General features: G+C 53.9%; 15 protein-coding genes and 1 riboswitch. Of the genes, 11 read left to right on the forward strand and 4 right to left on the reverse strand.

All coding sequences use genetic code 11. From position 1 onward, the window contains the following. Positions 1-2: 2 nt before the first annotated feature. On the forward strand, positions 3-800 hold the full coding sequence (locus tag ACTHO6_RS17875) for an ABC transporter permease (RefSeq protein WP_440243098.1): 798 nt from the start codon (positions 3-5) through the stop codon (positions 798-800). 201 nt (positions 801-1,001) lie between these two features. On the opposite strand, the gene ACTHO6_RS17880 is transcribed toward ACTHO6_RS17875, so the two are convergent. Then, a complete protein-coding gene (locus ACTHO6_RS17880; protein WP_012684786.1) occupies positions 1,002-1,097 on the reverse strand; it encodes a putative holin-like toxin in 96 nt (31 codons plus the stop codon). Between the two features lie 231 nt (positions 1,098-1,328). Continuing rightward, positions 1,329-1,487: riboswitch (FMN riboswitch) on the forward strand. Positions 1,488-1,744: 257 nt separating this feature from the next. Here ACTHO6_RS17880 and ACTHO6_RS17885 point away from each other — a divergent pair. Then, the gene (locus ACTHO6_RS17885) at positions 1,745-2,353 is read left to right on the forward strand and encodes an ECF transporter S component (RefSeq protein WP_440243099.1); all 609 of its coding nucleotides are present in this window, start codon (positions 1,745-1,747) and stop codon (positions 2,351-2,353) included. 328 nt (positions 2,354-2,681) lie between these two features. Next, positions 2,682-4,148, forward strand: coding sequence for a proline--tRNA ligase (gene proS, locus ACTHO6_RS17890; protein ID WP_440243100.1), 1,467 nt, complete (start codon positions 2,682-2,684; stop codon positions 4,146-4,148). A 144-nt stretch (positions 4,149-4,292) separates the two neighbouring features. Here the strand turns inward: proS and ACTHO6_RS17895 are convergent, their stop codons facing one another. After that, positions 4,293-4,925: a helix-turn-helix domain-containing protein gene (locus tag ACTHO6_RS17895; protein ID WP_440243101.1), complete on the reverse strand. Its 633-nt coding sequence runs from the start codon at positions 4,923-4,925 to the stop codon at positions 4,293-4,295. Between the two features lie 152 nt (positions 4,926-5,077). Between ACTHO6_RS17895 and bcp the strand changes: the two genes are divergently transcribed. Genes bcp through ACTHO6_RS17915 form a run of 4 tightly spaced genes read left to right on the forward strand, consistent with a single transcriptional unit; the run spans position 5,078 to position 7,991 of the window. After that, positions 5,078-5,548 carry a thioredoxin-dependent thiol peroxidase gene (gene bcp, locus ACTHO6_RS17900; protein ID WP_440243102.1) on the forward strand — a complete coding sequence of 157 codons (471 nt, stop codon included), beginning with the start codon at positions 5,078-5,080 and terminating at the stop codon, positions 5,546-5,548. 34 nt (positions 5,549-5,582) lie between these two features. Continuing rightward, positions 5,583-6,635, forward strand: a complete 1,053-nt coding sequence (locus tag ACTHO6_RS17905) for a M42 family metallopeptidase (RefSeq protein WP_440243103.1) — start codon at positions 5,583-5,585, stop codon at positions 6,633-6,635. Positions 6,636-6,644: 9 nt separating this feature from the next. Next, entirely contained in the window at positions 6,645-7,403 is a 759-nt protein-coding gene (locus ACTHO6_RS17910; RefSeq protein ID WP_440243104.1) for a class I SAM-dependent methyltransferase, read from the forward strand. A 39-nt stretch (positions 7,404-7,442) separates the two neighbouring features. After that, complete coding sequence (locus tag ACTHO6_RS17915; protein WP_440243105.1) at positions 7,443-7,991, forward strand: cob(I)yrinic acid a,c-diamide adenosyltransferase; 549 nt, start codon at positions 7,443-7,445, stop codon at positions 7,989-7,991. Positions 7,992-8,116: 125 nt separating this feature from the next. On the opposite strand, the gene ACTHO6_RS17920 is transcribed toward ACTHO6_RS17915, so the two are convergent. Continuing rightward, entirely contained in the window at positions 8,117-9,022 is a 906-nt protein-coding gene (locus ACTHO6_RS17920; protein ID WP_440243106.1) for a complex I NDUFA9 subunit family protein, read from the reverse strand. 127 nt (positions 9,023-9,149) lie between these two features. On the opposite strand from ACTHO6_RS17920, the gene nth reads away from it, so the two are divergent. The 3 genes from nth (at position 9,150) to ACTHO6_RS17935 (ending at position 12,468) form a co-directional block, all read left to right on the forward strand. Continuing rightward, positions 9,150-9,860 (forward strand): endonuclease III, encoded by a 711-nt coding sequence (gene nth / locus ACTHO6_RS17925; protein ID WP_440243108.1) that lies wholly within the window; start codon positions 9,150-9,152, stop codon positions 9,858-9,860. 160 nt (positions 9,861-10,020) lie between these two features. Then, a complete protein-coding gene (gene perR, locus ACTHO6_RS17930) occupies positions 10,021-10,455 on the forward strand; it encodes a peroxide-responsive transcriptional repressor PerR (protein WP_440243109.1) in 435 nt (144 codons plus the stop codon). Positions 10,456-10,716: 261 nt separating this feature from the next. Next, the gene (locus tag ACTHO6_RS17935) at positions 10,717-12,468 is read left to right on the forward strand and encodes a glycosyl hydrolase family 18 protein (RefSeq protein ID WP_440243110.1); all 1,752 of its coding nucleotides are present in this window, start codon (positions 10,717-10,719) and stop codon (positions 12,466-12,468) included. Between the two features lie 75 nt (positions 12,469-12,543). Here ACTHO6_RS17935 and ACTHO6_RS17940 read toward each other — a convergent pair whose 3' ends face one another. Further along, positions 12,544-12,918 (reverse strand): YgzB family protein, encoded by a 375-nt coding sequence (locus ACTHO6_RS17940; RefSeq protein ID WP_440243111.1) that lies wholly within the window; start codon positions 12,916-12,918, stop codon positions 12,544-12,546. Between the two features lie 115 nt (positions 12,919-13,033). On the opposite strand from ACTHO6_RS17940, the gene ACTHO6_RS17945 reads away from it, so the two are divergent. Beyond that, positions 13,034-13,909, forward strand: coding sequence for a hypothetical protein (locus ACTHO6_RS17945; protein ID WP_440243112.1), 876 nt, complete (start codon positions 13,034-13,036; stop codon positions 13,907-13,909). The last annotated feature ends 286 nt before the right edge of the window (positions 13,910-14,195 follow it).

The raw sequence follows: 14,195 nt of genomic DNA on the forward strand, positions 1-14,195 counted from the left end.
CGATGCAAAACGTAAAACATATCATCGGCATTTTTGTCGACTACCTGGGCCAGTATTTCAAGACGAGGCTTGCCTACCGGGCTGACTTTTTCGGGGAGCTTGTGTCCAACCTCGTCTCCGAGCTGATTAACCTCGTGTTCATCATCGTCGTGTTCACGCACGTCCCGATGATGAAGGACTGGACGCGGGACGAAATCATTTTCATTTACGGGTTCTTTTTGGTGCCGTATGCGCTGTTCTCGATGTTTTTCGGCTTTTGGGACTTCAACGAGCGCTACATCATCCGGGGCGAAATGGATCGCATCCTGACCAGGCCGATTCACAATCTCGCGCAGGTCTGTCTGGAATCCATCGCGCCGGACCGGATTTTCGGTATCATCACGGGTCTGATTATCATGGGCTATGCGTCGATCCAGCTCGATCTGTCGTTTTACTGGTACGACCCGCTGATCTTCATCGGGCTGGTCGTGAGCGGCGCCCTCATCTACGGCGGCGTGTACACGGCAATTGCGGCCGTCAGCTTTTTCTCCGATTCGCGGACGGGCATTGCCCCGATGATTTACAACATTCAGCAGTACGGCCGCTATCCGGTGGACGTGTACAACAAAGCCATTCGCTTCGTGCTGACCTATGTACTGCCGTTTGCTTTCGTCGGCGTCTACCCGGCTGCCTACTTTTTGCGCAAAGAAGTCTGGTACACCTACGCCGCGTTTACTCCGCTCGTGGCAGTCGTTTTCTTTGGCCTTGGCCTGTTCGTCTGGAACTGGGGCGTCAGCAAATATCGGGGAGCGGGTTCGTAGCAGTAGCGACCTGATTCGATGCCGGAGGAGCCGAGTGTATATGTTTATTTGCGGTTCGTTATGGTAATATTAGAGGCAACAAGCGAAAAAAAGACCGTCCGGCGGCAACCGGAGCGGTCTGTACAATGGAAGCTTCCCTCAAGGGGTTCGGCTCAAAATTTCTGGAAGAATAGACCGCTGGAGTTGGGACTCAAGGGCGGTCTATTTCTTTTTGGTCAAGGTAACTACCAACCCGATCAAAGCGACCAGGAACAACCCAAACTGGAATAGCAGTCCGAGCGTTTCGTTTGTTACCATAGGCTCACCCCCTTTCTAACGGGGGTGAGCCGCGACCACCCTTGAGGAGCCAAGCTTCAATTGTACAGGCAGATTATAGCATAGGGCGACTTTAGGCTGAGAAGCCCTTTTTTTATGAAAAATCAATATCCCATTAATTCCATCGGAAAATAAACAAAAAGTGTCGATGTAGCCGTTTTCGCTATTGTCAAATCAAAAAAGCGCAGTATAATAAGCAATAGACAACTACAAAAATTCCTTCGGGGCAGGGTGCAATTCCCGACCGGCGGTGATCGTGCCACAAGCACGTTAAGCCCGCGAGCCTCCCGAGCTGGCAAGCAAAAGCGACGGAGTGCAGGATCTGGTGAGATTCCAGAGCCGACAGTACAGTCTGGATGGGAGAAGGATGACGACAGTACGTTCTCTACACGTGCTTGTTTGCCTGTGCAAACGGGCAAGAGGCAAAAGGGGCATGCGGGTTTCGCCTCTTTGTTTCTTGAGCCTGTTTTCTGCGCATGCTTTGTCATACGCCTGGAATCTGCCCTGAGAATCTTTCTCAGGGCATTTTTGCGTTTGGCACAGACAACAGCAAGCGGATTGGGCACGTGTAGCACGATGACTGTTGCCATTCCTCAAAGAAGGAGAAAAAGTGAGGAGATGGTATTCTTATGAGAGAAACAGCCCTGCATACTTCCCGCAGAGCAACCCAGCGGATGGTGACGATTCCGATGCTGGCCGCAGTCGCGTTTATCCTGCAATATTTGGAGGTTCCCGTTCCGCTGATGCCGAGCTTTTTGAAGCTTGATTTCAGTACGCTGCCAGCGCTGATCGGCGGGCTGATGTACGGTCCGGTAGCCGGAATCATCATTGAGGTTTTGAAAAATACATTGCACTTTTTGTTTAAAAATGCAGACGGACTCTTGATCGGCGAGCTTGCCAACGTGATTGCCGGCGCCAGCTTCATTTTGCCGGCTATCCTGCTGCAACGCAGCGGCCAAGGGAAAAAAGGTTTTCTGACAGGGCTTGCGCTCGGGACCTTGCTGATGACGATCGTCATGGCTGTAGCCAACGCATACGTCCTGCTCCCGGCTTATGCGGCGCTCTACCAGATGCCGATGGCAGATCTGCTCGCGATGTTCCATGCGACGAGCGTCTGGTCCCTCGTCTTGGTCGGCATCGTGCCGTTCAACGTGTTCAAGGGCCTTGTGCTCACCCTGGTCGCTTATCCGGTTTACGCCAAGCTGGGCGCTCGCCTGGCCCTTCGTCCCACAAATTGACATTGGCTTTTCGACTTGCTAAGATAGGCTCATAAACGAAGCATGTTTGGCAAAAGGCTATGAAAGGACCCGCAGCTATTTCCCTGGTTCCAGAGAGTCGGCCCTAGTCTGGAAGGCTGATACGAGGCGTACCTGCACCCCATCCTGAAGCCGTCAGCGACGAGCTGGTCCGGTTGCCCCGCCGTTATCGGGTTTTCGAGAGGACTGTGGCCCAGGCCATGGTCAATCAGGGTGGTACCGCGGAAGTCAATCCTCCGTCCCTTTTCGGGATGGAGGATTTTTTTCATGCTTTTCGCGAGAACAAATGAGGACGAAGGAGCGTAGAAGGATGAAAGAGGACAAGGCGTTTGTAAAAGAAATCACACCGCAGTCGGAAGATTTTTCGCGCTGGTACATCGATGCGATTAAAAAGGCGGACTTGATGGACTACGCCCCGGTGCGCGGCTGCATCGTCTTCAAACCGGACGGCTTCGAGCTGTGGGAGCGGATTCAGGAGGCGATGGACAAACGGTTCAAGGAGACAGGCCACCGCAACGCCTATTTCCCGATGCTGATTCCCGAGTCGTTTTTTCAAAAAGAAAAAGAACACATCGAAGGCTTCAATCCTGAGCTGCCGTGGGTGACGGAAGCGGGCGGCGAACCACTGGAGGAAAAGCTCGCCCTGCGCCCGACCTCGGAGACGATCATCGGCCACATGTACAGCCAGTGGATTCAGAGCTACCGCGACTTGCCGATCCTGATTAACCAATGGGCCAACGTATTCCGCTGGGAGAAGCGCACCATGCCGTTTTTGCGCACCTCGGAATTTCTCTGGCAGGAAGGCCATACCGCCCATGCGACAGAAGAGGAAGCACGTCAGGAAACGATGCAGATGCTCGAAATCTATCGCGAAGTAGTCGAGCAGGAGCTGGCAATTCCCGTATGGAAAGGGCAAAAGACGCCGAGCGAGCGATTTGCAGGCGCCGTTGACACGTACTCGATCGAAGCGATGATGAAGGACGGAAAAGCCGTGCAGGCGGGTACCTCGCACTATTTGGGCGACAAGTTTGCGCGCGGCTTCGACATCAAGTTCCTGGATCGAGACAATCAGTTCAAGTACGTGCATACGACCTCGTGGGGAAGCTCTACGCGCCTCATCGGCTCGATGATTATGGTGCATGGCGACGACCGCGGCCTGGCGCTGCCGCCCCGGATGGCGCCTACGCAAGTCATCATGATTCCGGTAGGTCCGATGAAGCTGCGGGAGCAAGTGATGGCGGCGTTCGATCCGCTTTTCGACGAGATCAAGGCGGCAGGAGTTCGCGTGCGTGCCGACTTGCGCGAAGAGACGCCGGGCTGGAAGTTCAACGAGTGGGAAATGCGCGGGGTGCCGCTGCGCCTGGAGCTGGGGCCGCGTGACGTGGAAAACGGTCAGGCGATTCTGGCCCGGCGCGATACGGGCGAAAAAGTAACGGTGCCGCTGGCGGGGATTGCGCAGACGATTGCGAAGCTGCTCGAAGACATCCAGCAAAACATGTTCCAAAAAGCGCTGGCCTTCCGGGAAGCTCATTCCCATCTCGACGTCGACACGATGGAGCAGTTGGCTACGCACATCGCCACCTGCGAGAGCGAGAACCGCCCAAGCGGCTGGGTACTGGCCGGCTGGTGCGGAGACGACGCTTGCGAAGCCAGGGTCAAGGAAGAGACCAAATTCACGTCCCGCAACATTCCGTTCGATCCGCCTGCCCGAAAAACAGCCTGCATCTGCTGCGGCAAAGAGGCGAAGCATACGGTCTGGTTCGGGCGGTCGTACTAGACGCTTCTGATCCGGATCGCTTGAAGGGAGTGCTTCTCGCGCGATAGCGAGGACGCTCCCTTTTGCTGTGTCCTTCGATTTGTCCTGCCTAACAAAGAAAAACCATCTCTACTTGATGGTTTTCCCGGTGTGGGTGTTCGGCTTTTACAGAGGCTTGTCCGGATCGTCTGCATCCTCGAACAGTTCTTCTGAATCATCTGTCGGATCGGCAGGCGTCAACGGAAACAGGACGTCAAAAAACTTGAATTTGCGACGACCCGGTTCGTTTTTAAAGCCTTTGTACTTTTGCAAAAGCTCGCTGATCTCGTCTACCAGTTGATTGCGTTCTTCCTGGCTTAAATAAAATTCTGTCAGGTTAAAAGCAAACGTGTTTTGGTATTCTTTGCGTACATCCTGATCGCTGGCGACAAAGCGGTTGAGTGTCCTCATGAGATCCTTTTCGGTGGTACGAAACGGCGTGAACATGACGTCACTCAATTGCTGTGCGTTTTCTTCAATCATGAGTTGAAGCTTGACCTGAATCACCTTGGCGACTGGCTCGTAATATTTCTCAACGATGGAACCTTTGACGCGGGTATCCACCTGTTCGAGCAAACCAACACGCACGAGCTCCTTCACGTGGTAGTGAAGACGTGCAGCATTTTCGCCTAGTTCCGTAGCGATTTGTTTGGCCGTACGCGGTTCCAAATCCTCGAAGAGCTCAAGAATCTTCACCCGTTCTGCTATGGCAAGGGATTTGAGCGCTTCTGGATCGGTTACTTCAAAAAACTCTTTCATGCCAATTCTCACCATCCAACTGACTAGGCCATTTTTTTATTTTTCTTAAATTAATTCTATCGTTTTCTGTTGGAAAGCGCAACGTATATGCGGATGAAGTGCCTGTAAGCTTGTGGTAAAATGAGACAAATGATTTTTACGGAGGGATGAACATGCTCCAAAGCGGACAAGCTGCGCCGCTGTTTACTTTGCAGGCCAGTCAGAACCAAACGATCTCCCTTTCCCACTATCGCGGGAAAAATGTGGTGCTTTATTTTTATCCGAAAGACATGACGCCAGGCTGCACGACCGAAGCGTGTGATTTCCGCGACTATCACCCGCAGTTCGCCGAGCTGGATACCGTCGTTCTGGGGATTAGCCCGGATTCTGTCCAATCGCATGACAAGTTTATCGCCAAGCACGAGCTGCCGTTTCCGCTGTTGGCAGACCCGGATCATCAGGTGGCGGAGGCGTACGGCGTGTGGGTACTGAAAAAAATGTACGGTCGCGAGTACATGGGAATTGAACGGACGACTTTTGTGATCGACAAAGAGGGCAAGATCGCGAAGGTCTGGCCAAAAGTAAAGGTGAAAGGGCACGTGCAGGAAGTGCTTCACTTCATCAAGGAAGAGCTGCAAAAGTAACCAGCAGGTTTGATACATAGAGGAGGAGCATTCCATGAATGTGTCTACAGCGTATATGGTTCAGTCTTTTTGCCAGTTGGCGAACATCCCCAGTCCGTCCGGCAACACAGCCAAAGTCATGGCGTGGGTTGCGCAGGAGCTGGAGCAGCTCGGCGTACAGTACAAGCGGACGAACAAGGGCGCGATTGTAGCGACGGTGCCGGGAGCGCGTGACGACAAGGCGCGCCTGCTGACCGCGCACGTCGATACGCTTGGCGCGATGATCAAGGAAATCAAAAGCAACGGTCGGCTGAAGCTGACTTTGATCGGCGGCTTTACGTTTCATGCAATTGAAGGGGAGCATTGCACGGTGGAGACCGCGAGCGGCCGTCTCGTCACCGGAACGATTTTATCCACGAAGGCTTCCGTTCACGTGTACGGCGGCGATGCAGGCAAGGCGGAACGGACAGACGCCAACATGGAAGTGCGCCTGGACGAAAAAGTGACAAACAGGGAGCAAGTGCAGGAGCTGGGCATTTCCGTCGGGGATTTTGTCTCCTTCGACCCGCGCGTGACCGTCACCGACAGCGGCTTCATCAAGTCCCGGCACATTGACGACAAGGCGAGCGTCGCCATTTTGCTCGGTGTGCTGAAGGCGCTTCGTGAATCCGGGCAGCAACTGCCATACACCACGCACTTTTTTATCAGCAACAACGAAGAGATCGGCTATGGCGGCAATTCCAGCATTCCGGCCAACGTCGTGGAGTATGTGGCGGTGGATATGGGCGCGATCGGCGACGGCCAGACGACGGATGAATACGGCGTCTCCATTTGCGCGAAGGATTCCTCCGGGCCGTACCACTACGGCCTGCGCAGCCATTTGACCCGACTGGCCCAGGAGAACGGCCTGAATTACGCGGTAGACATTTATCCGTTTTACGGATCGGACGCGAGCGCGGCGCTGCGAGCAGGATACGACATCGTCCACGGGCTGATCGGTCCTGGCGTCGACGCCTCCCACTCCCACGAGCGCACGCATACCGAGGCGCTGGAAAATACGGCAAAGCTCATCATGGCTTACCTGGCCTCAGAGGAAATGCAAGCATAGGAGGACGGCATGAGCAATATGTATCAATGGGCCGATTACTACGATTTGACGCAGCGCGGCGTTGCGGGCGACGTCGATTTTTACCTGGAAGAAGCGAAGCAGGCTGGCGGCAACGTGCTCGATCTTGCTTGCGGCACCGGAAGAATCGCGATTCCGGTCGCTTTGGCCGGGATTGAGGTGACGGGCATTGACCTGTCGCAGGAGATGCTGGCGCGCGCGCAGGAAAAGGCTAAGGAGCAAGGCGTGACAGGGCTTACGCTGCTGCAGGGAGACATGCGCAGCTTTGATCTCGGCGAGACGTTTTCGCTCATCATGATCCCGTTCCGCTCGTTTTTGCACCTGTTGCACATTCAGGAGCAGATGAAGGCACTGGCGTGCATTCGCAAACACCTGAAGCCGGGCGGAAAATTGGTGATGAACGTGTTCGTGCCCAAGATCAACCATATGTATGAGGAAAATGAAAAGATGTCGCTGCGCGGAACGTATCCGCTGCCGTCCGGGGGAGAAGTGTTGATGTGGGATTACACCCGATACGACCACTTTCAGCAGTTGTGCGAAGTGACCCGGATGTACGAGCGTACGGATGCACGGGGCGCTGTGGTGGAGCGCGTGAACGGACGTTTTGCGCTGCGCTACATCTATCCGACCGAACTGCACCACCTGTTGCGCTTGAACGGACTGAAGGTAATCAAGCGGTACGGGAACTTTGCCAAAGCGCCTTTTGATGCGAGCAGCACGGAATTGATTGTCGTTTGCGAGGCGTTGTAGCGTTTTTTCAGACAAAGACCAAAAGAGGCGGGGATACGGATGAAGATTTACACGAAATCAGGGGATAAAGGCGAGACCTCTCTGGTGGCAGGCGTGCGCGTGCCGAAGTTCGCGGACCGCGTCGAGGCGTACGGCACGTGCGACGAGGCCAATTCCCAAATCGGGCTGGCCCTGTCCTTATTGCCTGCATCGGATGCGTGGCAGGAATTACAGGGTGTGTTCCACATCATCCAGACCAAGCTGTTTCATGTCGGCGCGGAGCTTGCCACGCCGGAAGGGAAAACAGTAGGCTGGCCGATCGGGGAAGAGGATGTGACGTTTCTGGAGGAACAAATCGACAAGCTGGATGCAGGACTGCCGCCGCTCACCAACTTCATTTTGCCAGGCGGTCACCCGGCTGCTGCCGCTTTTCACGTTGCCCGCACGATTGTCAGACGCGCGGAGCGCAAAGCCGTCCACGTGGCGCAGCAGGAGCAGGTAAACCCGGCGGTCGTCAAATATCTCAACCGATTGTCTGACTATCTCTTCGTCGTGGCCCGCCACGTGAACAAAGAGACAGGCGGCGCGGAAAAAACGCTGCATGAATAAGCAAAAGGGGGTGTCCCGGCAGTCGCGAGCCGACCTGGAGACACCCCTTTTTTTGCTATCCCTGCCGGGGCGAAAATTGTTCATGCGGTTCCTTCGGACAAGCTCCTGCTCTCTTGGAGCCAAAGCTAGCGAAGATAGGTGGAGATTCCCGGACGAAACGCGATTTTTTCGGTAGAAAACGTATCGTATAGCCGCTGGCCGTCACGGCAGGCATTGCCTTCGAGCAGCATGGTCAGCTGCGTATTGGTGAGCGGAAAAAACGAGAAACCCTCCAGCGTATGGACGACAGGCTTCATGAGGGCCAGCGGGATGTGAAGCTTGCGAACCCGCTTTTTGCCGATGGCCTCTCCGATGGCATCGAGTATTTCCCCGTACGAGAGCGGATCAGGCCCGCCTGTCTCATAGATTTGATTGGTCGCGGCCGGCAGGCTCAATGCCTGGACAAACACGTCCGCTACGGTTTGCCTCGCCACGGGCTGGAGCGGATAGGAGCCGTCCCCGATCACAGGAGTGACAGGCAGGCGCACCAGATTCGCCAGCATGTTGACGAATTCGTCGCCCGGCCCGAAGATGACCGATGGCTGAAAAACGACGTAAGGAATTCCGCTTGCGATCACGAGCTGTTCGGCTTCGTATTTCGTGCGATGGTAGGCGCTCGTCGCATTGGGCCGGGAGCCGAGCGCGCTCATGTGGACGAAGCGCTGTACGCCCGCCTGCTTGGCCGCCTCCACGACGTTTCGCGTGCCTTCGACATGGATGTTCGGAAACGTAATCCCTTTGCCCGGCTGCTCACGAATGATTCCCACCAGATGAATGACCGCCTCGCAGCCTGCCATGGCGCTTTTCAGCGATTCCACGTCCAATATGTCCCCGGCTGCCGGAGAGACGCTCCCCGGCCCCTGTTGCTCATGGCGCAGCTTCCCCTTTGAACCAGGCCGTGTCAAACAAACGGTATCGTGACCTTCTGCAATCAACCGTTCCAGCACGCCTTTTCCCACAAATCCGGTCGCTCCCGTCAGGAATACCTTCATGCGTATCGCCTCCCGTTCTCTTTTTCCCTCTCCATTCTACATCAGTACGGCAGTCTCTTGCTATCGCGTGCGACGATTGCCGAGCCGACCAAGATCGGTATAATGTAGGAAAAAGGGGGATATATTTATGGCACAGCGCAAAGTACCCGTCGCAGACATTTTGGATACGCTCCAGCAGATGTACCCGGATGCCCACTGCGAGTTGAACTATACAACCCCGTTTGAGCTGTTGATTGCGACCATTCTTTCGGCACAGTGCACCGATAAGCGGGTGAATGAGATTACCGCGCCGATGTTCAAACAGTTGAACCGGCCAGAGCACTACCTGCATCTGACCCAGGAAGAAATGGAAGAGCATATAAAAGGGCTGGGTTTGTATAAAAATAAGAGTAAAAACATTTTGGAGACCTGTAGAATCTTGTACGAAAAGTACAACGGGGAGGTGCCGCGAACGCATGCCGAGCTGGAAGCGCTGCCGGGCGTAGGAAGAAAGACGGCCAATGTCGTTCTCTCCAATGCGTTTGGCATTCCGGCGATTGCGGTCGACACCCATGTGTTTCGCGTGGCAAACCGTCTCGGGCTGGCCAAAAGCGACAACGTTGATGAAGTGGAACGCCAGCTGATGAAGCGCATCCCGCGCGAAAAATGGTCGGATGCCCACCATTGGCTGATTTGGCACGGCAGAAGAATCTGTGCGGCGCGCAATCCGAAGTGCGATCAATGTCCGTTGCAATCCATGTGCAAGTACGCCTTGGCCGAGGCCAAAAAAGCGCCTGCGAAGCAAGCTGCCAAGTCGAAAGCGAAGCCCAGGGCGAAAAAGGAGGCCAGCCTGTCTTGAGGCGGAAACCGATTTCCATTTTTTTCTCCTTGAGGAATCCGCGTAATGGATATTGACAGTTTTCGCCGAATCGACGTACACTTATTTAAAGTAATTCTAATCAATGACAAACAGGATTAACCGATCTTTTGTCTTGCGAAGACTGTGGGGTGTGACAATTATGACACAGCGTGTGGAAAAAGCTGTAGAAATCCTCAAAAACACCGGGGTTCGAATGACACCTCAGCGCCATGCCATTTTGACGTACTTGCTGGAGACGATGACCCACCCGACGGCTGACGAAATATACAAAGCTCTCGAAGGTAAATTCCCTAACATGAGTGTCGCGACGATTTACAACAACCTGAGGGTTTTTAAAGATGCGGGACTGGTGATCGAGCTTACCTACGGGGACGCGTCGAGCCGCTTCGATGCCAATGTGGAAGAAGATCATTACCACGCGATCTGCTCCAGCTGCGGAGCGATTTACGACTTCCACTTTCCGTATTTGCGGGAGGCAGAGGAAGCTGCTGCGAAAGACATCGGGTTTAAAGTCACCGGACATCGCATGGAAGTATATGGCATTTGCGAGTCCTGTCAAAAGAGCACCCACTAAAATGCGCTGTACGGACGAACACCTTTTGTCTCAACGAAAGCTGACAGGTTGAGGCAGAAGGTGTTTTTCTGTTGAATGGTGTAACTTTTTCGGCGCTCTACCGTCTTTTCTGGGGGAGGGCGAGGCTTGTCTCTCGTTCTTTTCCAGTAGACAAAAGGTTGTGAATCATTTGAACAGGCGCTATGATCGAAAGGATAGACGAATGGAGAGATCAGGTCCGCATGCAGTCGGGCTTTATTTGGCTGGGAGGAGGGATCGGCCATGAACGTGCAGCTTGGAATGGCGCCTCGCCCCAGGCGTAGAAGGAGAAGAGCGCTAGGCAGACTATTTGCGCTTTCGCTTTTCTTGCTTGCGATTTTTGGCAGCATCTACTGGTTTTTCGTGCTTCGCGCTTCGACCGAGCACGTTCAGCCGTACGACGGGGACAAAGCGGTCATCGTCTTTGAAGGAGAGCGGGTGGATTCGTCGTATTTGCTGGAGGCGGAGCAAATCTTGCTGCCGTTTGATTTTATCAAGGAAAAAATCGATCCGGCGATCTTTTGGGATGAGCCTACCAAGTCGGTGATCGTGACGACGAAGGACAAGGTGCTGCGGATGGAGAGCGGCGAAGCGGTCGCCCATCTGAACAAGCAGCCGGTCCATTTGCAGGTGCCGGTGAAGGAAGTGGACGGGACTCGCTACGTACCGCTTGATCCGTTGGAAAAGCTGTATTCGTTCGCTTTTGTGCACAAAGCCGATACAGGCGTCCTTCTCGTCGAGCAGGAAGGGTATGAAGTCCGAGAGGCAAAAGTCGTTAGCGACGAGGAAAAGCAGCCCGTTCGCGTTGGCCCCTCGCATCGCACGCCGATCGTTGCCGAGCTGTCCGCCGGAGAGGTAGTGGATGTGCTCGGGCAGCAGGAAGGTTATTACCGCGTGCTGACTGCTTCCGGGATCGCGGGCTTTCTCCCGGAGAAGAGTCTGGAGATGGCGGGCAAGCGTAAGGTCAGCTTGCAGCACGCCGCTTCTTCGGAGGGGCAGGCCGCGTGGAAGCCGAATGGGCAAAAGATCAACCTGGTCTGGGAGCATGTGGTCAACAAAAATCCGGACGTCGCCCGAATCGGGGCTTTGCCTGGCGTCAATGTCGTCTCGCCCACCTGGTTTGAATTGAAGGATGCCGAAGGGACGCTCTTGAACCGGGCAGACCCTGCGTATGTCAAATGGGCGCACAAGCGCGGCTATCAGGTGTGGGGGCTGGTGACGAATGGCTTCAATCCGGACTGGACGCAAGCAGTGCTCGGCAGCTACGACAAACGAGACAAGCTGATCGTTCAGCTCCTTCACTACGCGCACCTGTACGATCTGGACGGCATCAACATCGACTTTGAAAATGTATATTATGAAGACAAGGAGCGGCTCGTTCAGTTTGTTCGCGAGCTGACGCCGTATCTGCACCGGCAAGGACTGACTGTCTCCATGGATGTCACGATCAAGTCCAATGCGAAGACGTGGTCGATGTTTTTGGATCGCAAGGCGCTGGCCGAGGTGGTCGACTACATCGCTGTCATGACCTATGACGAGCATTGGGCGGCCAGTCCAAAAGCAGGCTCTGTGGCTTCGCTGCCTTGGGTGGAAGCAGGCTTGCAAGGCGTGCTTGCGGAAGTGCCGAACGAAAAGCTTTTGCTGGGCGTTCCTTTTTACACGAGACTGTGGACGGAAGCCAAGCAGGCTGACGGCACAATCAAGGTAAGCTCCAAAGCGCTGTCCATGTCGAGAGCGCAGGAATGGGTGCAGGAGCGAAAGATTACGCCCGTTCTCGACGAAGCATCCGGTCAGCACTACGTGGAATATCGCGATCCGAAAGACGGGAATGTCTACAAGATGTGGCTGGAGGATGTCTCTTCTATGAAAAAGCGGATCGAGCTGGTCAAAAAGTATGATTTGGCCGGAGTCGCTTCGTGGCGGCGCGGATTCGAGCAGCCGGAGATTTGGCCGGCCATCGAGGAAGGCTTGAAAAGCTCCCTAACCGCTCAGTAAAAAATAAGCCACCTGCTGCCCGAAAGACGGGAACGTGCAGGTGGCTTATTGTGTATCGAAAGGGCGAGGCGCAGATCATGTCTGGTTTTGCTGCGGCTGTCCGTCGTCCAGGCGCAATGGCTGCCCGCAAAACATACAGGCATCTTCTTTTCCCAGCATCTTCGTTACCTTCAGGCACGAAGGACACTCCACCTGGGGAGCCGACGTAGAAACCATTCCGGAAATCATAAACAAGACCGTGCTGCCCATCGTCAGGATAAAGCCAATAATCAAAAGCAGTGTCATGAAAATGTGAGAGCCTTTTAACAGATTGCCAAGCACAGGTATAAAGTCCAGATATCCCCCGAAAAAAGCGTACCCTGCATACATCAGCAAAATGCCGATCACCATGCTCCAGTTGCCCCATGTGCGCATGCGCTTGATTTTGCTCAGGCGTTCAGTTTTTTTCATCATCATTCCTCCTACCTTACAGTATAGCATACAAAGGATTTGTCTGTTGACAAGCAGGAAACGAACAAATCGTGTAGAATCCATAAGTTCAACCCAGGGCAGGGAGGAACACGACATGGCTATGAAGCGAGAGGAGAGTCAGCAAACGTATCTGAAGAAGCTACAACAGCGTCCGGATGTACAAGCAGTGCTGGTTTTGCCTGTTTCGGATTTGCTGGTCCCGTTTCGTGATGGCGCCTTTTACTTTGTAGTGGTCAACCAGCCGCAAGCTGAGGGGAAAATCCGCCGCCTGCACCTTCAGGGTCGAGTGGTCATGGAGCAGCAGATTAGCACATGGCAGCTGGAAAAGGGAGCCGTCTGCGGTCTGGATGAGCGCCTTGCCACGCTGCTTGGCAGAGCTGAGATTTTGTGGGACAAGGACGGCTATATGAAGCAAATGAAGCTTCGGCTGAGCCGTTTGCCGTCAGCGCTGCAAAAGAAGCTTATTTGTAGGGAGTATTCCCAACTTCTCCGGTTTTTTCACGAGACAAAGGAGTTTTTGCAGCAAGGATTGATTTTGGATGCGCATCAGTCGCTTATACAATCGCTGCATTCGTGGGCGAGGCTGATCGTGTATGAGGCTGGCGAGCAGCCACAGGCTGCGCTGTGGTCGCAGGTGAAGCAGATGGATTCTTCGGTATTCAAGCTGTACGAGGAACTGTCGGTGAACGGAGAGGCGCTTGAGAAGCGGATCGAGCTGCTTGTGCTTGCGATCGAGTTTTGGATCACCTCCAAGGTCAAGGAGTCCGTTGCGTTCCTGATGGAAGTGATGGAAGCCAAAGCAGGACCTTGGCGGCTGGAGGAATTGATGAACCATCCGGCGATTGTAGATGCGCAAATCGAAGTCCCCCTCTTACTAGACAAAATGATTCAAAGGCTGTTAATCCAGGAGGTCGTCTTCACAGAGGGCGCAAATGGCGACAAAGAGATCGGATTAATTTTGCTCAGGTAAAAATTTTTAAACACTATTGACTTTTGTTTTGGACACGTGCTATATTAACAAACGTCGCTGTTACACGAACAAAATGTTGGTGGCAAAAAAATGAAAAAAACACTTGATTTAAAAAGTGGATATGTGGTAAATTAAAAAAGTCGCCTCTGGGCGGCAGAGAAAAATGCTCTTTGAAAACTGAACAGCGAAAGCGTTGATGAGTCTATCATTTTTTACATGATTTGCCAGCTTGAACCAGCAACAAACTTTATTGGAGAGTTTGATCCTGGCTCAGGACGAACGCTGG

Source organism: Brevibacillus sp. SAFN-007a (assembly GCF_051967035.1).
GTDB lineage: Bacteria > Bacillota > Bacilli > Brevibacillales > Brevibacillaceae > Brevibacillus.